Origin of the sequence: Pedobacter petrophilus (genome assembly GCF_009674725.1) — a bacterium.
GTDB classification, from domain to species: domain Bacteria; phylum Bacteroidota; class Bacteroidia; order Sphingobacteriales; family Sphingobacteriaceae; genus Pedobacter; species Pedobacter petrophilus.
Genome location: NZ_WKKH01000008.1, coordinates 112,807 through 137,109, shown reverse-complemented (window position 1 = coordinate 137,109; position 24,303 = coordinate 112,807). Strand labels below are relative to the sequence as shown.

Here is a 24,303-nt window from a genome sequence, read left to right as displayed (position 1 = left end):
TTTAATACAGATATTATATGATTTCGCAACTGATTACTTATACTTGCGTATTGTTTCATTTTATTATTTATTAACACAAAGTGAAAAAAGAACCCGATTATATCTTACCTCCAGATTCCGAATGGGATATCATCATTATTGGGGGTGGTGCTACAGGATTGGGTACGGCACTTGATGCAGTTACTCGTGGTTTGAAAACACTTTTAGTAGAGCAATCAGATTTTGCAAAAGGAACTTCAAGCCGAAGCACTAAACTCGTACATGGAGGGGTGAGATACCTGGCTCAAGGTGATATTGGTCTGGTTAAACGCGCACTGAAAGAACGGGGATTAATGCAATTAAATGCTAACCACCTTGTAAATAAAGAATCCTTTATCATTCCATGCTATAATTGGTTTTCAGTTGCTAAATACCTTACCGGCTTAACGCTTTATGATTGGCTCGCAGGAAAATTCAGCTTTGGAAAATCGAAGTTTTTCTCTAAAAACGAAACTTCGAAATTGATGCCTGGTATAAAATCTAAAGGACTGAAAGGAAGCATAAGGTATTTCGATGGGAAGTTTGATGATGCCAGATTAGCCATTAACATTGCTCAAACGGCAATAGAACAAGGCGCAAAACTTTGCAATTATACGAAAGTTACTAACCTCATTAAAAATGATAATGGCGATGTAGTAGGTGTCGAAATTATAGATACGCTAACGGGAAAACGGGCAAAGGCTGAAGCAAAGGTAGTGATTAACGCTACAGGTGTATTTGTAGATGATATTTTACAGATGAATAATCCACAGTCCAAGAAACTGGTAAGGCCGAGCCAGGGCGTACACATCGTGCTTAATAAAGCATTTTTAAAATCTGAATCTGCATTAATGATTCCGAAAACATCAGACGGCCGCGTACTGTTTGCCGTTCCCTGGCATGAGCATTTATTGGTTGGCACCACCGATACTCCTTTAGACGAACATGACTTAGAGCCGAGGGCCTTGAAAGAAGAAGTTAAATTCATCCTGAATACTGCCAGCGATTATTTTGAACGTGCACCAGTTGAAAAAGACATTCTCAGTGTATTCTCTGGATTACGACCGCTTGCTGCACCCACAAAGGGCGATAAAAACAGTACTAAAGAAATCAGTCGCGACCATAAATTAATCGTTTCTGCAAAAGGACTAATTACGATTACAGGCGGGAAATGGACAACCTATCGGAGCATGGCCGAAGAAACCATTGATTTAGCAATTAGTCATGCACAATTAAAAGCTACCGCCTGCCGAACGCAGCATTTGAAAATACATGGCTGCAGCGATTTTAAAGGAAATCATTTCTTAGATCTGTATGGATCAGACCGTGAAGCCATCGAAAAACTCAGTACCGAACTACCTGAATTTAATCAGAAACTGCATCCGGATTTCCCTGATTTAGCAATCCAGGTATTATGGGCAGCCAGGTATGAAATGGCAAAAACCGTTGAAGATGTGCTGAGCAGGCGGTTAAGAATCCTATTTATTGATGCGTTGGCAGCGAAGGAAATGGCACCAAGGGTTGCGGCAATTTTAGCGACAGAACTTCAACACGACCAAGACTGGGAAATCAAACAAATTGAAACCTTCAATAACCTGGCAGATGGATATTTATATGCACCGCAAAAAATAGAATTGGCCGGATCGCAAAACCAAAAAATATGAGCAAGTACATTCTGTCTCTCGATCAGGGAACCACAAGTTCGAGAGCAATCGTTTTTAACCATAATGGCGAAATCGTAGCCATTGCACAGAAAGAGTTTACCCAAATTTATCCTAAAGCGGGCTGGGTTGAACATAATCCGCTTGAAATTTGGTCGACTCAATTAACAGTAGCCACCGAGGCCATTATAAAAGCCGGCCTATCTGTTTCAGATATCCAGGCTATCGGAATTACCAATCAACGGGAAACAACCGTGGTTTGGGATAAAGAAACCGGCCAACCGGTTTATAATGCAATTGTATGGCAAGACAGGCGGACATCAAATTATTGTGACGAGATAAAGGCACAGGGTTTATCAGAAAAAATCCAACAGAAAACCGGATTAATTATAGATTCTTATTTCTCCGCCACTAAAGCGAAATGGATTTTAGATAACGTTGCCGGAGCGAGAGATAAAGCTAATGAAGGAAAACTTGCATTTGGAACAATAGACACCTGGCTGATCTGGAAATTAACGGCCGGAAAAACCTTTGTTACTGACGTTACCAATGCCTCCAGAACCATGCTTTATAACATTCATAACCTTGCTTGGGATGATGAACTAACCGATTTGTTCAATATTCCGAAAAGTATGTTACCGGAAGTTAAATCTTCCAGTGAAGTATATGGCGAAACTGCTGGTAGAATTCTGGCAGCAAAAATTCCAATCGCAGGCATTGCAGGCGATCAGCAATCTGCTCTTTTCGGACAGATGTGCACCGAAATTGGAATGGTAAAAAATACCTATGGAACAGGCTGTTTCATGCTGATGAACATTGGTGACACACCAAAAATATCTTCAAATAACCTGCTAACTACCATTGCCTGGCAAATAAACGGACAGGTGAACTATGCCCTCGAAGGAAGTATCTTTATTGGCGGTGCGGTTGTACAGTGGTTAAGAGATGAAATGGGTTTGATCTCAAAATCTGCTGATGTAGAAACCCTGGCCCAGCGTGAGAAAGATACCAACGGGGTTTATGTGGTACCTGCCTTTGCCGGTTTAGGCGCTCCTCATTGGGATCAGCATGCCCGCGGTACCATTACCGGTTTAACGCGTGGCACAAATAAATCGCATATTGCCAGGGCAGCACTGGAAAGTATTGCTTATCAAACCATGGACGTATTAAAAGCCATGGAGGCCGATGCAGGCATAGAAATTACCGAATTACGCGTAGATGGCGGGGCAACGACCAATAATCTCTTAATGCAGTTTCAGGCAGATCTTTTAAAAAGTATTGTGGTAAGGCCCGAAGTTACTGAAGTTACCGCACTCGGCGCTGCTTACCTTGCCGGTCTGGCTACAGGTTATTGGGATAGTATCGATCAGATCAGATCGCAATGGAAGATTGACAAAACATTTAAAGCTGAAGAAGGAATTGATAATACCGAAAGGATTAAAGGCTGGAACCGGGCAATCAAAGCCGCACGCATTAGTGCCGGTGACTAAACAAAATCAACGATTCAAATAGACCAACCAAATATCGATTATGACAGAATTTGTTGCAGAATTAATCGGCACTGCCCTACTCATTTTATTGGGAAACGGTGTGGTAGCAAACGTTGTGCTTAAGGGTACAAAAGGAAATAATAGTGGATGGATGGTTATTACCACCGCCTGGGGACTCGCTGTTTTTGTCGGTGTTGTTATTTCGGCGCCATACAGCGGTGCACATCTAAATCCTGCGGTAACCATTGCTTTGGCGATAGCGCAAAAGTTCGACTGGATTAAAGTGCCTTATTATATCCTGGCACAATTGTGTGGCGCCATGATTGGATCCTTCCTCGTTTGGATCATTTACAAAGACCATTTCGATGCAACGGACGAAAAGCATTTAAAGGCTGCGCCATTTGCCACCTCACCGGCCATCCGAAACCTAAAATCAAATCTCTTCTCTGAAATTATCGGAACTTTCGTACTTATCTTTGTGATATTTTACTTCACCAACGCAGAAATGGGAAGCGATAAAACGCCAATCGGATTAGGCTCATTAGGCGCCTTACCGGTCGCGTTCTTAGTCTGGGTAATTGGATTGGGCCTCGGCGGAACGACTGGTTATGCCATTAACCCGGCACGAGACTTGGGCCCCCGGATTATTCATTCCATCATTCCGATGAAAGGAAAAGGAGGCAGCGATTGGTCATATGCCTGGGTGCCGATTGTTGGTCCGGTAATCGGCGCTGCACTGGCCGCCGTGCTTTATATGGCTTTACTCAAGTAAGTACTCCATCAATTCCAGAATCGAATATGTTATAGATTAACAGATTAGCACAGTCAAATTTTATTACCTTTGGGATAAGACAGCGATTTCCATTAAATTGCTTCGACTAACCTAAATATCAGACCTTGCACGATTATTTTCTTTTTATAGATACCGAAACTTCCGGCTTACCTAAGAACTGGCGCGCGCCCTATTCTAAAGAAAATAACTGGCCGCACATTTTACAAATCGCCTGGATTATTTTTGATAGCAACTATGTGGAGGTTAAAAGAGAAAATCATTACATCGAAAATAATGGATTTACTATTGATAAGGCAGCGCAAAAGATCCACAACATAACCAACGAGTTTCTGAAAATTAATGGTGAACCCATTGATCCTGTCATGCGTTCATTTCGCGATGATATGAACCAGTTCAATCCCTTAGTTATTGGTCATTTTATCGAACTGGATTTCCATATGGTTAATGTTGAGCTCTGCCGTTTAGGTATAGAAAGTATTTTTGGGTCTTCAACTTTTTACTGTACAATGAAGACCAGTGCAGATTATGTAACCAACTCCATCATCAGCCACTTAAAGCTTGACAAATTCTACACCATTTTATTTAACGAAGAGCCGGCAGAAAACCACAATGCGTTAGCCGATGCATTGAATACATCAAAAATTTTCTTTCACCTGTTACAGGATAAAAAAATAAGTTTAACATCCATTTATAATCAGGAGCATACTTTCATCAAAGTATCAGATGGCTTAGAGATTTCACCATTTAAACGTATCTTACAGCGACTATTCCCATGGACAATAAGCTAGCAGATAAAATTTATACCTCCAGGATTGGCGATATCACGTTTAAAAAAATCGTGCGCTGTTCTCCGGAAACACCTGTTTTCGAAGCTGCCGCAAAGATGGCTGAAAACAAAACCAGTTGTTTATTTATTGAAGATGATCTGGGTAATTTCGTAGGCTTTGTAACTGATATTATCCTACGGGATGAAGTTATTGCAAAACAGCTGGATCCACAGATTGCAATTAGTGAAGTGATGGATCCGAACATTGTGACCATTTCGCCAGAGGCATTTGTGTACGAAGCGATCCTGATGATGTTCAGCAAAAAATCAAGATACTTGCTGGTAAATGATCACGGAAATTTTGTTGGTTTTCTAAGTCGGAACAGGCTTTTAAGCGAACAGGCTGAGTCGCCATTGGTCTTTATCCAGTCGGTAAAATCTGCAGTAAACACCGCTGATTTAAAAGCTAAATGGCAAAAGGTGCCACACATCGTTGCACAGCTTTTAGATAGAGGCGTTCACGCGAAAATCGTGAATGAAGTAGTTACCACGATTGCAGATACCATATCCCTTAAAATAATAGAAGAGGTGATAGATAAGCTCGGGCAGCCACCCGCGAAATTTGTATTTATGGTGCTGGGCAGTGAGGGCAGAAAAGAACTGAGTTTAAAAACTGATCAGGATAATGCTATTTTATATGAGGATACAGATGAAGACCGCCGTCCTGCGGTACGCTCCTATTTCCTCGATTTTGCAACCCAGGTTTCAGATAAACTAAATTACGTTGGTTTTGTGTACTGCGACGGTGATTACATGGCAACAAATCCAAACTGGACTCACTCACTGGAGCACTGGAAATACAATTATAAAAACTGGATTGAAGAAGCACTGCCTGAAACAGCAGTAAAATTCGCTGCTTTCTTTGACTGCAGAGCCATTTATGGTGATTTATCCCTGATGACTGGCTTAAGAACTTTCGTAGACGAAGAACTTCAGAAGCCAAGTGAGAAATTCTATGTTTACCTGGCGAAGAATGCCTTGCTTTATGAGCCACCACTTACCTATTTCAGAAACATCAGAACCCAAAAAATAGCAAAGCGGGAAGTGTTTGATATTAAAACAGCGATGACACCAATTGTGGATCTTGCCAGGGTTTATGCGCTACAAAACAGAATTTTCCAAAAAGAAAACACAGGTGAACGGTTGAAGGCACTTAAAGAGTTAGGCGTTTTTAGCGAAAAGCAGTTTAGTGAACTTTCCCATTCATACTATTACCTTATGGCATTGCGATTAAAACACCAGGCTAATCTGATTATCAATGATCAGGCGATCCCTAATAACTTTATCGACATTGATTCTCTTTCTAAAATAGAAAAAGTTACGCTGATTGAAATTTTCAAAATTATTCAGGATTTTCAGAGTGGAATTAGAATGAAGTTTACCAATAGCCTGAATTAAGGCAGTCGCCTTGCCGAACTTGTTTCAGCATCTTTGGTGATATAAAGGCCCTAAAATAAATTCAGGGTGACGATTCTTCAAAAAGTATAAATACAAAAAAAAGAGTTCCGGAAACCGGAACTCTTTTTAAAATATGATTGTCGCCTGAGCGAGAATTTCTATTTTACTGCATCAATTACAGCTTTAAAAGCTTCTGGGTGATTCATTGCTAAATCAGCCAATACTTTACGGTTTAAACCGATTTCTTTTGAAGCAAGTTTACCAATTAATTGAGAGTAAGAAATACCGTGCTGACGAGCACCTGCATTAATACGTTGGATCCATAATCCGCGGAATTCTCTTTTCTTAACTTTACGGTCACGGTATGCATATTGCAAACCTTTTTCAACTGTATTTTTAGCAACCGTAAAAACTTTACTTCTTGAGCCCCAATAGCCTTTGGCCATATTAAGGACTTTTTTCCGTCTTCTTCTCGAAGCTACTGCGTTTACCGAACGTGGCATGTTGTTGTTGTTTTTTGGTAAGCGGCGTTCCTTTTTTCCGGAAACTTAAGGCCTGATACCTGGTGAATTAATAAATTACTTTCCGATGCAAAGCATGCGTTTAACGTTACCTGAATCTGCATCTGTTACAATTCCTGCATTTCCAAGAGCACGTTTACGTTTAGTACTCATCTTTGTTAAGATGTGACTTTTGTATGCTTTGTTTCTTTTGATTTTACCTGTTCCAGTAAGCGAAAAACGCTTTTTAGCACTGGAATTGGTTTTCATTTTTGGCATAACCTGTTTTTTAATTTATAAACCTATTTTTATTTTTTTGCTACTTTAGGCGCAACTGTTAAGAACATCCGTTTACCTTCTAACTTAGGTAATAATTCTACTTTACCTACATCTTCCAAAGCCTGGGCAAATTTTAATAACAAAATCTCTCCCTGTTCCTTGTAAACAATTGCTCTACCTTTAAAATGCACATAAGCACGAACTTTTTCACCGCTCTCTAAAAAGCTTACCGCATGTTTTAATTTAAACTGGAAATCGTGATCATTCGTATTCGGACCAAAACGAATCTCCTTAATTACAGTTTGTTTAGCATTGGATTTAATTTCTTTCTGCTTTTTCTTTTGTTCGTAAACAAACTTGCTGTAATCAATAATTCTACAAACTGGTGGTACAGCATTTGGAGAAATTTCTACCAAATCCAATTCCAAATCATCAGCAAGCGCCAAAGCTTTTGCCAAAGGATAAATCCCTGGTTCAACATTATCGCCAGCCAAACGCACTTCAGGCGATTTAATGTACTGATTAATGTTATGCTCTGCTTCTTTTTTCTTAAAAGGTGGACGTGGTCCCCTGTTAAATCCTGGTCTTCCTAATGCCAAATGTGTAACTATTTTAATTTAAACTGTTATTTCTTTTTTTAATAAATCGTTGAACTCCTCCAACGTCATTTCACCTAAATCTCCCTCACCATGCTTGCGTACAGAAACCTTTCCTTCTGCCATCTCTTTATCACCGATAATCAGCATATAAGGGATCTTTTTAACTTCGGCATCACGGATTTTACGTCCGATTTTCTCATCACGAAAGTCAATCAGCCCGCGAATATCGGAATTATTTAGCTCATCTAAAACTTTTTTTGCATATTCTTCATATTTTTCTGAAATAGGAAGAATTGTAAATTGCTCCGGACTTAACCATAAAGGGAAATTCCCGGCGCAATGCTCAATTAAAACGGCAATAAATCTTTCCAACGAACCAAACGGCGCACGGTGAATCATCACTGGTCTGTGCTTCTGGTTATCGCTTCCGGTATATTCCAGTTCAAAACGCTCAGGTAAATTATAATCTACCTGAATAGTTCCTAACTGCCACTTTCTACCCAAAGCATCTTTCACCATAAAATCTAACTTCGGACCATAAAAAGCAGCCTCGCCATATTCTACAACTGTATTTAATCCTTTTTCAGCAGCAGCCTCGATAATTGCATTTTCCGATAACCTCCAGTTTTCATCTGAACCGATATATTTCGATTTATTTTCCGGATCTCTTAACGAAATCTGGGCAGTGTAGTTGTCAAATCCTAATGATTTAAATACGTAAAGTACCAAATCAATCACTTTTTTAAACTCTTCCTTCACTTGCTCTGGCATACAGAACAAATGCGCATCATCTTGGGTAAAACCACGCACACGGGTTAATCCATGTAACTCTCCGCTTTGTTCGTAACGATAGACCGTACCAAACTCCGCAAAACGAACCGGAAGATCTTTGTAAGAACGTGGTTTTGTTTTGTAGATTTCGCAATGGTGCGGACAGTTCATCGGTTTTAAGAAAAACTCCTCTCCTTCTTGCGGCGTTTTAATCGGCTGGAATGAATCCTTGCCATATTTCTCCCAGTGACCAGAAGTTACATATAAATTTTTATGACCGATGTGAGGTGTAATTACCTGCTCGTAACCAGCCTTTGCCTGTGCTTTTGTCAAAAAGTTAACCAAACGCTCACGTAAAGCAGCTCCTTTTGGCAACCATAATGGCAAGCCCATTCCCACTTTTTCTGAGAAGGCAAACAATTCAAGCTCTTTTCCTAGTTTACGGTGATCACGCTTTTTAGCTTCCTCGATCATTGCAAGATATTCAGTAAGCTCGCTTGCCTTTGGAAAAGTTACACCATAAATCCGTGTTAACTGTTTTTTAGTTTCATCACCTCGCCAGTAAGCACCAGCAACATTCATCAGTTTTACTGCTTTTACGAAACCAGTATTTGGAAGGTGTGGACCACGACATAAATCAGTGAACTGACCTTGAGAATAGAAGGTGATTTTTCCATCTTCTAAACCGTCAATTAAATCTAATTTATATTCATCTCCTTTTTCAGTAAAATATTTAATGGCATCAGCCTTGCTTACGCTTTCACGGGTAAAAGTTTCTTTCTGCTTAGCGAGTTCAATCATTTTGGTTTCAATGGCTTTGAAATCATCCGAAGAAAATTCTTTATCGCCGAAATCTACATCGTAGTAAAAACCGGTTTCAATTGCCGGACCGATACCAAATTTCGTTCCCGGATACAATGCTTCCAAAGCTTCAGCCATTAAGTGGGCCGATGAATGCCAGAAAGTTGATTTCCCAGCAGCATCATTCCAGGTTAATAATTTTACGGAAGAATCAGCTTCAATTGGGCGTGTTGAATCCCAAACTTCGCCATTAACCTCAGCTGCTAAAACGTTACGGGCTAAGCCCTCGGAAATTGATAAGGCAATTTGATGGGCAGATGTGCCCTGTTCGTACTGACGAACGGAGCCGTCAGGTAAAGTAATATTAATCATCTACAACTATGATTTGTTCCTTATGCTATAATTAGCGTCGGAACGGTTTAAAAATAAAGTGAATTCTAAATCACATACAAAGTGATTTTTTATTGTCGCGAAGATAAGAAAATTTATCTCACCGTTATTTTCCAACAGTAAATATTTTTAGCTGATTGGATTAAGGTTGTTATTAGAAATTGATCCGGAACTGGTTCAGGACGACGCATGGATAAAATCTAGGCAGCGTTAATGAAGAATAGTGCCGTTTGTTTTGAAATGTTTAGTCTGTCGTTTTTCGTTGTTGGCGTAGCGATCAGAAAACCCGGCTTTAGCCTTTTCGCTTCAGTCCTTCCTCAAAAAAATCCTGAAATAAGTTCAGGCAGCTTGACGAAGATGCAAGGTTGCATCTGTTTATAAAAAAACCTTTCGAAAATAAATCCGAAAGGCCCTTTAAATACTAAATATTAAAGTTTAATTACCTGGAACAACGATTCGCTGAACCCCGCCACCCGGTCTGTTCTGTCTGAAACGTTTCATCATATTATCCATTTTAACCTTATATTCTTCTTCTGTAATTAACTTCGCTTTTTTCGGTGGTGTAACGTCTTTGCTGCTCACGCCTCTGTATTCAATGCTTTTTGCAATGCTTGAATTGCCTTTACCTTCAATTGCCAATACGGTACCTTCCGTCCACATTTTAGGGTTTGGAGAGAAATTGAAGCCTAAATCGTTGGTGTACCAGATGTGAGTCTCTTCCGTTACTTCTTTGTCCATGTCCAGAATCTTTACTGATCTGGTAGATTTAACAATTACTTCCTTACAATCAAAACCGATTATTTTTTTAGTTGCATCTGTTTTCACAATTTCAATTTTTGGAGCCGCAACAGGCTTTGATTTAGTAGTATCATTTGACTTTCCACCACCCATCCTAAATGACCCCAAAGGACCCGAAGTAGATAAGGTTAACTTCCCTGGCATGTAATATGTCGTGTCACTCAGATCAAAAACTTCTGTAAGCTTTTGATCGGCAAAGCTGTAATAGTATTCGCGGTTACCACCGCCACCACCAAAACGCATCATCATTCTACCCATTCCGCCACCGCTGCCACCTGCACCGTTGCTGTCTTCCATATCTTCAACAGGCATGTAACTTGCATTTGTAGCGGTAAATAACAATTCGAAATTACTTTTACTGGATGATGGCATCCTTGCTTTCATCTGTTCTGGAATTTGCATTCCGCTTGCGGCAGCAATTGCAGCCGGATCAACAGTGGTTTCAAACTGAATGGCGCCAGATGTTTTCTTTTGTGCATCTGCAACGGATACTATAGAGAAAACGCTCAGAAGTGCGAAAATTATCTTTTTCATGTTTTATTCTTTAGCCTTTAGAGATGATTGCGTCTAAAAGGTTTAATCAAGAGATGACAGATTTATTGAAATTTGTAGATAATTAGGAATCAGTGAGTTCGCTAATATTCTGTGCTTTCCAGCCAGCCGTTACACAAAACATCAGCAATATGCATGGTTTTGATTGGTAGATTATTTTTCTCAATATAACCTTGCAGATGTAGCAGGCATGATAGATCGGTAGATATAATGTAATCGGCATTTTGAGCCATGGCATGATTTACTTTCTGCTCCGCCATTGCCGAAGAAATCGCATCGAATTTAACGGCAAAAGTTCCGCCGAAGCCACAACACATGTCGGTATCCTGCATCTCTAACATTTCCAGGCCGTGAACTTTTGAAAGTAACTGACGGGGTTCATCTTTAATTTTACATTCCCGAAGCGCACTGCATGAATCGTGATAAACGGCTTTCCCCTCCAACTCTGCCCCGAAATAATCCTTCTTTGCTACGTTGACTAAAAAGTCTGAAAGTTCCCAGATATTGGATTGTAAATTCCGGCACTTATTGTGGACTATCGTATTGGTAAACAAATCGTTATAACCTCCTTTTACCATGCCAACGCAAGATGCTGAAGGTGCAACCACATATGTGTTTTCTGAAAAATCGTTTAAGAATTTTGTCCCTACCTCTTTTGCCTCGTCCCAATAACCTGCATTATAGGCTGGCTGACCACAACAGGTTTGTTTCGAATTGTACTCCACCTTACAGCCAGATTTTTCTAGTAACCTCATGGTGTTAAATGCGGTTTCCGGGTATAACTGATCAACAAAACAAGGGATAAATAATTCTACTTTCATAATATCTTAACGCCACAAACTTACAACTTTACTACTTCTTTGCTTTCGTTTTTCCGTAAGATTAGCAAAAAGATTAAGCCAACGATAAAAAATGATGCCAAAGCAATAATAGAATAGCGAATGTTTCCCGTTAAATCTTCGATGTAGGCAAAACTAAATAATCCAATTACGATGGCCAGTTTTTCTGTTACATCGTAAAAGCTAAAGAATGATGTGGTGTCAGGCGTATTTGTTGGTAGATATTTAGAATATGTTGAGCGGGATAGCGATTGAATTCCTCCCATAATAAGACCCACAATTGCTGCAAGTGAATAGAATTGAATCTCATTGGTGATGTAATATCCATAAATACAGCAGCCGATCCAAACCAGCACCACCATAATTAAGATGTTTATATTGCCTATTTTCTTAGCCAGATAAGACATGAGCAGGGCGCCGGGAATTGCAACCAACTGAATGATTAGGATTACAGCGATCAGTTTTGCCGTTCCAAGTTTTAAAGTTTTTTCTGCGAAACCCGCTGCAGCCAGCATAATGGTTTGAACGCCCATGGAATAGAAAAAGAACGAAAGCAAAAACCCCTTCAATCTTTTAATCTGTTTTAGCTGCTGCCATACTTTTGATAATTCATTAAAGCCATCTTTGATGATGTTGGTTTTAACTTTATCAACCTGAGGTGTTCCGTTGGGAAGAACGGAAAAGGGTATTTGCGAAAAGGCAATCCACCAGACGCCTACTAATAAAAAAGATAACCTGGGTGGAAACGATGCGTCTGAAATCCCGAACCATTCCGGCTTTAGCACAAACAGGAAGCAAACAAGCTGCAAAAGCACAGAACCGATGTAGCCATAGGAAAAACCTTGCGCACTTACTCTGTCCTGGTGTTCTTCCGTTGCAATCTCTGGCAAATAAGAATTACTGAATAACACGCCACCTATATAGCCCATTGCAGCCAGTGCAAAGAAGATGATACTCATTTCTAAGGTATCGAGTTTGAAAAAATAAAGTGCCATACAAGACACACCGCCCATGTAGGTAAAGAATTTCATGAACGATTTTTTGTTGCCCCGCCGATCAGCAATCGACGACAGCACAGGTAGCGCTAAAGCCATAATCAAATAGGCAAAAGACAACGCATAATTGGATAGTGAAGTGTTTACGAAGCTTCTTCCAAAAAAAGTAACCTGATCACCATGTTCTTTTGTGGTGGTAATAATGGTATAGTAGGCAGGAAAAATCGTTGACGTAATGACCAGATTATAGGCCGAGTTAGCCCAATCGAAGAAAGCCCAGGAACGAATGGTTTTCTTATTATTTTTTTCTATCATTTTTATTTTCGCTTCGCGGATGATTAGACGGTTTGTTTGATTGCAGTTATTTAATGATTCAAAACAAAAGTAATATTTAATTGATCAATTGGATAACAATCGTTTAGCCCTAAAGATAATATTTCTTGCCATCAGTTTTAATTTTGCCGGCATCCAATAACTCGCGAATGGCATCAATCCGTTCATTTTCAGTTCCGATTTTGATTCCACTTACCAGATCATCCAGGTTTAAATGTTGCTGTTGAAGTAAGGAAATGATTTCATAGTCAATTTCATCATCAATCTGCTGATCATTTTCCGCCTTCTTTTCGGCAAGACAAACATCGCAAACGCCACATTTCGAAGCATTTTCTTCATCAAAATAAGACAATAGCTGAATACTGCGACAGATCTTTGTAGAAGCATAGGCAGTTACGGCGTTTACTTGCTTCAGCAGGATTTCTTTCCGCAGTTCCAGGTATTTCACGTCCAAATCAAAGTGATCCATATCCACCCGAGGGCGAATATATTGCAATTGCGGCTGGTCAGTTTGTTGAATATAAGTAAGCAATTCTATGGATTGTAACTTGTTCAACAAGGCAACAATTTCCTTGTACGAGAGTCCGGTTTTCCTGGCTAAGTCAGCCTCTTTAATATTTACAAAGCCATCAAAAGCTCCCCCATGAGACCGCAGGATGGTTTTGATAATGCTGTCATAAGCCTTATTCTCAATCTGAAAACGGTAAATATCTTCATTACTGGCTATAAACATCATTCTGGAGGGAAGGAAAATACTTTCTGATAGCGTTAGGTAACCATCATGTTCCAGAAATTTCAGGCCCGAAATTGTTTTTAAAACACTAATATTAAACCGTTTACAAAAGTCAGCGATATCGAAAGTAAAGGTTAACCCCTCGCCTGCACTAAAAGCGAGTTGAAAATAATTACCGAGGTAATGGTAAATTTTTCGAATTTCCTCTGGCGATGGAAAGCTATCGATATAGCGGGTTTCCAGGTTCATGATATCTGACTGGTTGGCCAACAACACAGCGTAACTTCGTTGCTCATCGCGGCCTGCCCGTCCGGCTTCCTGATAATACGCTTCTAAACTTTCCGGCAGGTCTAAATGTACAACCGTTCGAACATCAGCTTTATCAATTCCCATTCCGAAAGCATTCGTGGCCACCATGAAGCGGATTTTATTTAATTTCCAGTCTTCCTGTTTTTGAAAACGGACGTCGCGTTCCAGGCCGGCATGGTAAAAATCTGCTTTAATTTGATTGCGGTTTAAGAAATTTGATACTTCTGCAGTCTCCCTTCTATTCCGTACATAAACCAATCCGGTTCCCTTTACATTCCTGCAGATTTCAATTAGCTTTTTATACTTATCTTCTTTATTAAAAACCACATAGCTTAAGTTATCTCTTGCAAAGCTTTTAACAAAAACCTGAGGATCCTTCATTTCCAGCTTATCCACAATATCTCTCCGAACAAAAGCGGTAGCAGTGGCAGTTAGTGCCAGAACAGGTACCAAAGGATGAATTTCCCTTAGCTTTGCAATTTGCTGATAAGGCGGCCGAAAGTCATATCCCCATTGAGAAATGCAATGCGCCTCATCAACAGCAATCAGGTTTACGTTCATGTAAGATATGCGAACCCTAACCAATTCAGATAATAATCGCTCGGGAGACAGGTATAGGAATTTAATTTTCCCATAGATGCAGTTATCCAATAGAATATCAATTTCCCGCTTTCCCATCCCCGCGTAAATGGCAATGGCTTCGATCCCCCTTGATTTCAAGTTTTCCACCTGATCTTTCATCAAAGCAATTAACGGTGAAACTACAATGCAAATCCCCTCTTTTACCAGGGCAGGAACCTGAAAGCAAACGGATTTACCACCACCGGTTGGTAAAAGTGCCAGACTATCTTTTCCCTCCAAAACGGAATTGATAATATCTTGTTGTAAAGGCCGGAAAGCTGGGTAGCCCCAGTATTTTTGTAAAATCTCTATTGCTGTCATAAATCGGGCGTACCAAAACTATAAAATTTATGTGTAAAGCAATAGTATATTTACAATTGGTAGAAAACCATCTTTGCAAAAGATTATTATATTTGGCCAATACCTATACTTACATGCTAGAACCACAGTTTACAGAAATTATCGGCTTGATTAAAAAATCAAGAAACCATGCTCTTAAAGCTGTAAATAAGGAACTTATCGATTTGTATTGGAGTATTGGTGAATATATCAATAATCGCATCAGTAACTCTGACTGGGGTCAATCGGTTGTTAAACAACTTGCTGATTATATACAGCGTAATGAACCAGATTTAAAAGGATTTTCTGATAAAAATCTTTGGAGAATGAAACAGTTTTATGAAACTTATCAGGATACTCCAAAACTCTCATCACTGTTAAGAGAAATTAGCTGGTCTCATAATCTAGCTATTTTTTCAAGATGTAAAACTTCAGAGGAAAAGGAATTCTATTTAAATCTTTGTAAACAAGAACATTACTCGTTTAGAGAACTTGACAGACAGATTTCATCAAGTCTTTTTGAAAGAACAATAATCGGAAATACAAAACTCTCAACAGTGTTGAGAGAATTACAAGTTCGTGCAGAAAATACATTTAAAGATAGCTATGTCTTTGAATTTCTAAACCTGCCCGAAACTTTTAATGAAAGCGATTTGCAGAAAGAACTTTTAAAACAAATGAAAAATCTGATTCTTGAACTTGGAAAAGACTTTTTATTTATTGGAGAAGAATACAAAGTTCAGGTTGGAAACAGTGACTTCTATATAGATCTGCTTTTTTATCACCGGGGTTTACAGTGCTTGGTTGCGTTTGAATTAAAAACTGACAAATTTAAACCCGAACATTTGGGTCAATTAAATTTCTATCTGGAAGCGTTAGATAGAGATATAAGAAAGGAACACGAAAATCCGAGCATTGGTATTTTGCTTTGCAAGGATAAAGACAACGAGGTTGTTGAATACGCTTTAAGCAGAAGTTTATCGCCAACTATGGTTTCTGAATACCAAACTCAACTTCCTGATAAAATGATTTTACAACAAAAAATACACGAATTATTCCGTTAATAACCAATAAATGAAAAACCTCTACTTTCTCTCTGCGCTCTCTCTCCTCTTTTTTAGTTTAAATGCCCAGGAAAAAAAATGGGATGTAGAAAAATATCAGGGCACGACTAAAAATTTCACACTGAATACAGATGAAGGTACCTGGATGAATTTGGATGTGAGCTCTGACGGGCAGGAAATCGTTTTCGATTTACTCGGCGACATCTATACCATGCCGATGAGCGGTGGTCAGGCGAAATTAATCAGCGGTGGCATTGCATATGATGTGCAGCCCAGGTTTAGTCCTGATGGAAAATACATTTCTTACACCAGTGATAAAAGCGGTGGAGATAATATCTGGATCATGAGCCGGGATGGATCGAACAAAAAACAGGTAACCAAAGAAACATTCAGGCTATTGAACAATGCCACCTGGATGCCAAACAGCGAGTACCTCGTTGCCCGTAAACACTATACCGCTGGTCGCTCTCTTGGTGCCGGCGAAATGTGGATGTACAATATTAACGGTGGTGAAGGTGTTCAACTTACTAAACGCAAGAATGATCAGCAGGATGCTGGCGAACCCAATGTTTCACCAGATGGAAGATATGTTTATTTTAGTGAAGATGTTACACCCGGACCAGATTTTGAATACAGTAAAGACCCAAACGGAATTATTTATGCCATCCGCCAGCTGGATTTAACCACTGGCAAATTAACTACATTAATTAATGAGCAAGGTGGTGCTTGCCGGCCACAGGTTTCGCCTGATGGAAAATTGATTGCTTTTGTAAAACGGGTGCGTTTAAAATCGACACTTTTCGTTCAAAACATTAAAACCGGAGAAGAGTGGCCGATAAATGAAGATTTATCTCACGACCAGCAAGAAACATGGGCTATATTTGGGGTTTATCCAAACTTCGCCTGGACACCAGACAGCAAAAGTCTTGTATTCTACGCGAAAGGAAAAATCAGGAAAACAGAAATTGGAACACTCATCAACTCCACCATTCCATTCCAGGCCAATACTGTTCAAACGGTGCAACAAGCGCTACATTTCGAACAACAAGTATTCGATAATGAGTTTTCTGCTAAGATGCTAAGACAACTGACAACTTCGCCTGATGGCAAAATTGTTATTTTTAATGCTGCCGGATATTTGTATAGACAAGAATTACCAAGCGGAACACCTGAACGTTTAACCAACGGCCAGGATTTCGAATTTGAACCTGCGTTTAGTCCTGATGGAAAGTTTGTGATCTACACCACCTGGAGCGACGAACTACGGGGCGCAATTAAGCGAACGGATCTTAAATCTGGAAAAACCATCACGTTAAGTGATGAAAAAGGATTTTATTACTCACCACAATACTCTACTAAAGGCGACAAAATTGTTTTTAGAAAAGGAAGTGGAAATGACGTTTTGGGTTACAACTACGGACGTGGTACTGGAATTTATACCATGGGTGCAAATGGTGGCGTAAAAGTATTGGTTTCTGAAAATGGCATCCGTCCGCAGTTTAACAATACCGATACCCGAATCTATTTCCAGAGTTATGCTGATGGCAAGAAAGCATTAAAAAGTATCGATTTAAGTGGCGGAAACGAAAGAACACATTTCACTTCGCAATATGCCAATCAGTTTGTGATTAGTCCTGACAATAAATGGGTTGCGTTCAACGAATTATTTAACGTTTATATCACACCAATGATCAACGTTGGTACAGCGCAAGATGCATCAGCAGGAAATAAAGCTATTCCAGTTGCAAAAGTAACTACCGACGGCGGAACATATATTCAGTGGAGTGCCGACAGTAAGAACCTTCACTGGACATTGGGACCAAAATATTTCACTATTGATGTAAACAGTGCTTTTAACTTTGAAGCAGGCATGCATAAAGCACCAGCAACTTCAATTGATATCAATTTGGTTTTAAAATCAGATAAGCCAACTGGAATTGTGGCCTTGAAAGGTGCAAGAATTATCTCCATGAAAGGTGATGAAGTGATTGAAAACGGTGTGATTTTAACAGATGGCAATAAGATTTCTGCCATCGGTAAAGCTGATGCCATAACGATTCCGGCCAATGCGAAAGTGATTGATGTGAACGGCAAAACCATTATGCCCGGCATTGTGGATGTTCATGCACATTTACGCACCAGCCCGGATGGCATTTCGCCGCAAAGCGATTGGAGTTACCTGGCAAATCTGGCTTTTGGAGTAACCACCTCTCATGATCCCTCGAGTAACACCGAGATGGTTTTCAGTCAGAGTGAAATGCTGAAAGCAGGCAGAATGATTGGCCCGAGGGTTTATTCTACCGGATCTATTTTATACGGCGCTGATGGTGATTTTAAGGTAGCGATCAACAGTTTGGATGATGCGCTGGCGAATTTAAAAAGGTTAAAAGCTGTAGGTGCGTTTTCAGTAAAGTCTTATAACCAACCCCGTAGAGAACAGCGCCAGCAGATTTTAGAGGCTGCGCGTCAGCTTAAAATGGAAGTTGTACCCGAAGGTGGATCTACTTTCTTTCACAACATGAATATGATTGCTGACGGACATACCGGGATTGAGCATAGCATTCCGGTTTTACCGGTTTACAAAGATGTAACTACACTCTGGAACAATACCGAAGTTGGCTACACGCCTACTCTAATTGTAGCCTATGGCGGTCAGTGGGGAGAGAATTACTGGTATGATCGCACCAATGTTTGGGAGAATGAAAAATTAATGACCTACACCCCCCGTTCAATTATTGATTCTAGAGCGAGACGCAGAACAACATCAGAATATAGCGACTACAACCACATCGATATCGCAAAGGCAACTAAAAAAATTGCCGAGGGTGGCACAAAAGTAAATTTAGGAGCGCATGGACAGATTCAGGGTTTGGGTGCACACTGGGAATTGTGGATGTTTGTTCAGGGAGGATTTACACCTTTACAAGCCATTAGAAATGCGACTTTAAACGGTGCCGGATATTTAGGAATGAGCAAGGAACTGGGTTCATTAGAAGTTGGTAAGCTGGCGGATTTAGTTATTATGGATGCAAATCCTCTGGATGACATCCGTAATTCAGAAAAAATTAAATATGTAATGATTAACGGGCGTTTATACGACAGTTCAACCATGAACGAAGTGGGAACAAGAGAAAAGCTTCGAGGAAAGTTATGGTTCGAAAACGCCAGGGGAAATGGCTATATCGTTCCAAACGGCGAATCTGAAACCTGGACTTTCACTGTTCCGCATTGTGACTAGTTTTTCAGCTTTGACAACTTTATAGCCAAGCGCATATTAAAGTTGTTAAAGCTTTAATGATCTGAACTATTATTGTTCCTGCATGGTGTTAATTACTTAAATTTCGCCACATAAGAATTGAGAAATGATCCGTCATGATCTAATTTCTTATGTGGTTAATAAACTCACATGAATAACAGCAAATTATATCGTATTGCCTCTGCAAGTTTTCTTGTTTTAGGATGCCTTGTTTTTTCTCATAGCGGATATGATCTGCTTGGAATCCCAACAGTTAACCTGTTTTTAGTAATAATGGCGATGGCTTACATGAGTGCTATTATATCCCTAATTAAGGACAAAAAATCAACACTTAGCTGGTTATTGTTTATTTTGAATTCCCTTATCGTATTCTGTATCATTTTCTTCTTAGCGAGTTTTAAGATGAAATTTTAGATTTTTTAAATCAGACATATACATTCACTTTATTAAATAAGTGTTAACGTAAACGCATGGCTCCAATTGTTATGGCAGCTATTGTTTCAGGGATCTAAAGCTCTCCACAGATAAATATAAGTGTAGCGCTATTGCGTTAAAGTACTAATAACCCGAAATCTCTTAGCGTATTTATGGGTTTGGAATACCAAAACAATTCGAAATTTTCCATTTCACATTCGAAGTCGGTTTTAACATCCTGAAAAGAATAAGTCTGATCTGAAGCCACCTTGATCTTATCTAAAATCGAAACCAGCCACGCTCCTTCATTCTTGTTGGTTTGGATAGTAAAAGTTTCTTTTTTATCCTGGAAAGTTAGCGTCGCCATTTCCCATGAATTTCCTTTTTTAGTTTTGATAAAGTATTCAGCTTCCGGGCTGGTGCCTAACCAAATTACTTTCGCAGTGGGTTTGGTATTGAAATTCTGATCTTCATTTAATGCCTTCTCAATGAAATCTGCTGGAATTTTGGTTCTTGTAATCTTAAAGTCGAACCAGTCTTGAAGTTCATAATCGAAACAGATGCCATGCATAAAATTAAACAGCGATTTTTTCAAACCAAAGCTAAATTTATCATGATCAATACCCGTTTTATCTATGTAATTAATATCATTATTTGCAAATGTTCCAATGGCTTCGGTTTCTTTAACTACGCCAAACCTTTCGGGGTACAAACCTACCGGACTATGTGCCGTCATGGCAAATTGATGCCAAAAACCCGACTGCAAAATCCCCGCTTCAAACAATTGCCGAACCATTTCCAGGCTATCAACCGTTTCCTGAATGGTTTGTGTAGGATAGCCATACATTAAATAGGCATGCACCATAATGCCTGCTTCAGTGAAGTTTCGGGTTACACGAGCAACCTGTTCCACCGTCACTCCTTTTTCGATCAGCTTTAATAGACGATCTGACGCCACTTCCAATCCACCGGAAACCGCAATACAACCCGATGCTTTTAACAGCAAACATAAATCGGCCGTAAAACTTTTTTCAAAACGAATATTTGTCCACCAGGTTACGGCTAATTTCCGTCGAAGAATTTCTAAAGCCACCTCTCGCATTAAAGCCGGCGGTGCAGCCTCATCCACAAAGTGAAAACCGTTTTGTCCTGTTTTTAAGGATAACTCTTCAATCCGGTCTACAATCTGCTTCGCCTGAACCGGCTCATAAACCTTAATGTAATCTAAAGAGATATCGCAAAAAGTACATTTGCCCCAATAACAACCATGCGCCATGGTCAGTTTATTCCAACGGCCATCGCTCCACATCCGGTGCATGGGGTTAACGATCTCAATTACGGAAATGTATTGATCTAAAAGCAAACCAGAATAATCTGGCGTACCTACATCAGCTTGTTTGTAATCTTTTCTGAACGAGTCATTTCTATACACCACTTCACCATTTTGAAGCATAAATGTACGTTTGTACATCTGCATCTCTGCAGGAACCGCTCCGCTGATGTTTTGAATGAGCAACTCTATCGGCAGTTCCCCATCATCTAAAGTGATGAAATCGAAAAAATCGAAAACACGGGGATCAGAAAGCGACCTCAATTCTGTATTTGGAAATCCTCCACCCATTGAAATTTTTATTTCCGGGTGATGTTTTTTTACCCATTGTGCCGATCGGAAGGCACTATATAAATTGCCCGGAAAAGGAACTGAAATCAAAAATAACTTAGGTTGGACTATTTCAATGTAACTTTCCAGAACGGAGATCAGAATCTTATCAATATAACTGGGTTCCTTTTCCAAAGCCTGGTGGAGTTCATCAAAGGAGTTGGCACTTCTACCTAAACGCTCTGCATAGCGGCTAAACCCAAAGTTTTCATCTACGCATTCTACTATATAATCAGAGATGTCTTCCAGGTAAAGGGTCGCTAAGTGTTTGGCTTTATCCTGGGTGCCCATCGCCCCGAAAGCCCAGTCCAATTCTTCCAGCTGTGCAAACCTGGAGGCTTGAGGAAGGAAATCGTCACCACAGATTTGCAGGGCTAAAGTCGGGTTTTTACCCTGAAGAAAATCAATTACCGAATCTATCGTTTTTAAATATTCATCTTTCAGTGCGAGAATCCGCTTTGAATTAGTGCTTAATGGCTTCGGGCTTTTTACCGTAAAAAGATCTGTTAATCCTTTCTTCGAAAATATCTTAAGAATGACTTCAATACCTAAATCGGCCTGTGTAGAACTTATATTTTTTGTGTTTAGAAAGCCTGTTATATACGCCGTAGCTGGATACGGTGTATTCAGTTGAGTAAAAGGCGGCGTGATGATAAAAAGTTCTGTCTTCAAACGAAATACTTAAAATGCAAAAGTACGGGATTTTGTAGATTACACGTTCGTTATGCTGAATTATTTCGGCATAACAAATTCTGCAAACTAAAACTTCTAAAACCACGTTTTATACCTACATCCGCCTAATACTACCAATGAGATTTTTGCTATACCTTTTTTTTATACTTTTTGTACAAACGTCTTTTGCTCAAAAATCATTTGTTTTTCCTAAAGTAAAACTGCAAAGCACCTCCGTTGCACAACTTACGCCTGCCGGATGGAACATAATTAAAACCGCGACAGGAGATTTAAATAATGACGGAAATGATGACCTGGCACTGGTTTTTGAATCAGAGAAAACAGTTGATGAAACCAGAACATATGGCGATAATAATTCTGAGATTATCAAAGAAACCCAAAAACCGCGCATTTTAGCTATTTATTTTAAAAACAAATCAACTGGAAACTATCAATTGTCTGCCCAAAACAACGACTTTATCTTACGTTCTGAAGAAGGCGGGAAACTAGGCGATCCTTTACAACAAATTGAGATAAAAGAGCACCAATTGTTTCTAAGATTCAGAGGTGGAAGTGAATGGCGCTGGGAATTAGGGTATACCTTTAAATTCCAGAAGCAAGACTGGTTTCTCACCAATGCAATTAACCTTTATTTTAACCAGAATACCGGCGATATGACGGAAAGAATTTACGACTTTAATACCCGTGAATTATTTACCACAGTTGGAAATCTGCACCGCAGGGATATTGCTAATCGCAGAACAAGTGAAGTACTTTACTTTTCTCAGTTAAGAACTTTTAAAACTTTCAAAAAACCATGGGCATGGGAAATTATGCCTAACGTGTATTTGTAGGATTCTTCTCTAAATAAATTACAGAATTAATTTTATCTTTTCTGTATAGTTCTTGCTTCTGTAGCAATTATTTGGATTAAGTTTGGTTTTTTTGCCAAGGAAACTCAGCAATCACGGAATTATTTATAAATTCTGTGCAATTACAAAGCCGCTTGCCCAGGCCCACTGGAAATTATAACCACCAAGCCAACCGGTAACGTCTAAACACTCACCACCAAAGAACAGGTTGGGGATTTTTTTACATTCGAGCGTTTTGGAAGAAATATCATTGGTATCAATTCCGCCACGCATCACTTCAGCTTTGTCATAACCCTTATCGCCGGCCGGCTTAACTTTAAACCTATGAATGGTTTGATCTATTAATTGAATTTCGGCGCTGGTTAACGAGGCTACCGGTTTACTCAATGGTAAAAACTTGCCTAATGCATCTGTTAATTTTTTGGTATAAAAACGGTTTAATAATGTAGACACTAATGTTTTTCCATTTGATCGACGCTCTTCATCCAATAATAAAACGATATTTTCGCTTGGTAATAAATTCAAATTAACCACCTCTCCCCTTCGCCAAAATGAAGAAATCTGCAATATCGCAGGTCCGCTTAACCCCCAGTGTGTAAACAATATATTTTCTTCAAAAGAAATCTCGTCGTTACTCACTTCGCAAAAAACTGAATTACCAGAAAGTTGCGCAAACCACTCTTCATCCTTTCCGGTAATGGTTAGGGGCACCAGGGCCGGAGCTGTTTCTATAACGTTTAAATGATTTTTCCGGGCGAAACGCAAAGCGAAGTCTGTAGCACCCATTTTAGGAATTGGTAAACCACCGGTAGCAATCACCAACTTTTCAGCAGTTAACGAAATTGTTTTGCCATTCTTTTCATAGGCAACTTTAAAGCCATTCGGTAGCACATCAAGGTCTTTAACATCAGCTTTGGTTCTGATTTCCTGTCCGAAATCGGCGCAGGCAGCGGTAAACATTTCCACCACATCTTTAGCATTTTTATCCTCTGGGAACAACTGACCTAAGGTTTTTTCTTTACCCGATATGCCGTAAGTTTCGAAAAAACCAATGGTATCTTCCACCGTCCACTGGTTGAAAGCCGATTTTATAAAATGCGGATTTGCAGATATAAATTGTTCAGCTGTAGTAAATTGATTGGTGTAATTACAGCGACCACCACCGGAAATTAAAATCTTTGCTCCGGGTTTTTCGTTCTTTTCCAGTACGATAACCTTTTTGCCAAGATAGCCAGCCTGTACTGCACACATTAATCCACAGGCACCGGCACCAATAATAATCGCATCTGCATCCATCATTAAACCTAAAATTGTTACTTT

18 protein-coding genes are annotated in these 24,303 nt (G+C 39.6%); 8 read left to right on the top strand and 10 right to left on the bottom strand.

Annotated features, from left to right (window positions below):
* Positions 1-80: 80 nt before the first annotated feature.
* From GJU39_RS07505 to GJU39_RS07485, 5 genes are all read left to right on the top strand, one after another.
* Positions 81-1,682 (top strand): glycerol-3-phosphate dehydrogenase/oxidase, encoded by a 1,602-nt coding sequence (locus GJU39_RS07505; protein WP_342448186.1) that lies wholly within the window; start codon positions 81-83, stop codon positions 1,680-1,682.
* Positions 1,679-3,169: a glycerol kinase GlpK gene (gene glpK, locus GJU39_RS07500; protein WP_154280159.1), complete on the top strand. Its 1,491-nt coding sequence runs from the start codon at positions 1,679-1,681 to the stop codon at positions 3,167-3,169. Before GJU39_RS07505 ends, glpK begins: the two co-directional genes overlap by 4 nt.
* 40 nt (positions 3,170-3,209) lie before the next feature.
* Positions 3,210-3,941: an MIP/aquaporin family protein gene (locus GJU39_RS07495; RefSeq protein WP_154280157.1), complete on the top strand. Its 732-nt coding sequence runs from the start codon at positions 3,210-3,212 to the stop codon at positions 3,939-3,941.
* A gap of 125 nt (positions 3,942-4,066) precedes the next feature.
* Positions 4,067-4,750, top strand: coding sequence for a 3'-5' exonuclease (locus GJU39_RS07490; RefSeq protein ID WP_154280155.1), 684 nt, complete (start codon positions 4,067-4,069; stop codon positions 4,748-4,750).
* On the top strand, positions 4,735-6,186 hold the full coding sequence (locus GJU39_RS07485; protein ID WP_154280154.1) for a DUF294 nucleotidyltransferase-like domain-containing protein: 1,452 nt from the start codon (positions 4,735-4,737) through the stop codon (positions 6,184-6,186). Before GJU39_RS07490 ends, GJU39_RS07485 begins: the two co-directional genes overlap by 16 nt.
* A 158-nt stretch (positions 6,187-6,344) precedes the next feature.
* Here GJU39_RS07485 and rplT read toward each other — a convergent pair whose 3' ends face one another.
* From rplT to GJU39_RS07445, 8 genes are all read right to left on the bottom strand, one after another.
* Positions 6,345-6,689: a 50S ribosomal protein L20 gene (gene rplT, locus GJU39_RS07480; protein ID WP_154280152.1), complete on the bottom strand. Its 345-nt coding sequence runs from the start codon at positions 6,687-6,689 to the stop codon at positions 6,345-6,347.
* Positions 6,690-6,764: 75 nt separating this feature from the next.
* Positions 6,765-6,965, bottom strand: a complete 201-nt coding sequence (gene rpmI / locus GJU39_RS07475; RefSeq protein ID WP_010600880.1) for a 50S ribosomal protein L35 — start codon at positions 6,963-6,965, stop codon at positions 6,765-6,767.
* 29 nt (positions 6,966-6,994) lie between these two features.
* Positions 6,995-7,564, bottom strand: a complete 570-nt coding sequence (gene infC, locus GJU39_RS07470) for a translation initiation factor IF-3 (protein ID WP_154280151.1) — start codon at positions 7,562-7,564, stop codon at positions 6,995-6,997.
* 18 nt (positions 7,565-7,582) lie between these two features.
* Positions 7,583-9,508: a threonine--tRNA ligase gene (thrS, locus tag GJU39_RS07465; RefSeq protein ID WP_154280150.1), complete on the bottom strand. Its 1,926-nt coding sequence runs from the start codon at positions 9,506-9,508 to the stop codon at positions 7,583-7,585.
* Positions 9,509-9,961: 453 nt separating this feature from the next.
* Positions 9,962-10,858, bottom strand: coding sequence for a hypothetical protein (locus GJU39_RS07460; protein ID WP_154280149.1), 897 nt, complete (start codon positions 10,856-10,858; stop codon positions 9,962-9,964).
* Between the two features lie 101 nt (positions 10,859-10,959).
* The gene (locus GJU39_RS07455) at positions 10,960-11,697 is read right to left on the bottom strand and encodes a (Fe-S)-binding protein (protein WP_154280148.1); all 738 of its coding nucleotides are present in this window, start codon (positions 11,695-11,697) and stop codon (positions 10,960-10,962) included.
* Between the two features lie 20 nt (positions 11,698-11,717).
* Positions 11,718-13,025, bottom strand: coding sequence for an MFS transporter (locus tag GJU39_RS07450; protein WP_154280147.1), 1,308 nt, complete (start codon positions 13,023-13,025; stop codon positions 11,718-11,720).
* A 109-nt stretch (positions 13,026-13,134) separates the two neighbouring features.
* On the bottom strand, positions 13,135-15,027 hold the full coding sequence (locus GJU39_RS07445) for a RecQ family ATP-dependent DNA helicase (protein WP_154280145.1): 1,893 nt from the start codon (positions 15,025-15,027) through the stop codon (positions 13,135-13,137).
* A 29-nt stretch (positions 15,028-15,056) separates the two neighbouring features.
* On the opposite strand from GJU39_RS07445, the gene GJU39_RS07440 reads away from it, so the two are divergent.
* Both GJU39_RS07440 and GJU39_RS07435 read left to right on the top strand, forming a co-directional pair.
* Positions 15,057-16,109, top strand: a complete 1,053-nt coding sequence (locus tag GJU39_RS07440) for a PDDEXK nuclease domain-containing protein (RefSeq protein WP_209437602.1) — start codon at positions 15,057-15,059, stop codon at positions 16,107-16,109.
* Positions 16,110-16,119: 10 nt separating this feature from the next.
* Entirely contained in the window at positions 16,120-19,347 is a 3,228-nt protein-coding gene (locus GJU39_RS07435) for an amidohydrolase family protein (protein ID WP_154280144.1), read from the top strand.
* Positions 19,348-19,915: 568 nt separating this feature from the next.
* On the opposite strand, the gene GJU39_RS07430 is transcribed toward GJU39_RS07435, so the two are convergent.
* Positions 19,916-22,111, bottom strand: coding sequence for a B12-binding domain-containing radical SAM protein (locus GJU39_RS07430; RefSeq protein ID WP_154280142.1), 2,196 nt, complete (start codon positions 22,109-22,111; stop codon positions 19,916-19,918).
* A gap of 137 nt (positions 22,112-22,248) precedes the next feature.
* On the opposite strand from GJU39_RS07430, the gene GJU39_RS07425 reads away from it, so the two are divergent.
* Entirely contained in the window at positions 22,249-22,965 is a 717-nt protein-coding gene (locus tag GJU39_RS07425) for a hypothetical protein (protein WP_154280141.1), read from the top strand.
* A 123-nt stretch (positions 22,966-23,088) separates the two neighbouring features.
* On the opposite strand, the gene GJU39_RS07420 is transcribed toward GJU39_RS07425, so the two are convergent.
* Complete coding sequence (locus GJU39_RS07420; RefSeq protein ID WP_154280194.1) at positions 23,089-24,279, bottom strand: BaiN/RdsA family NAD(P)/FAD-dependent oxidoreductase; 1,191 nt, start codon at positions 24,277-24,279, stop codon at positions 23,089-23,091.
* Positions 24,280-24,303: the final 24 nt, after the last annotated feature.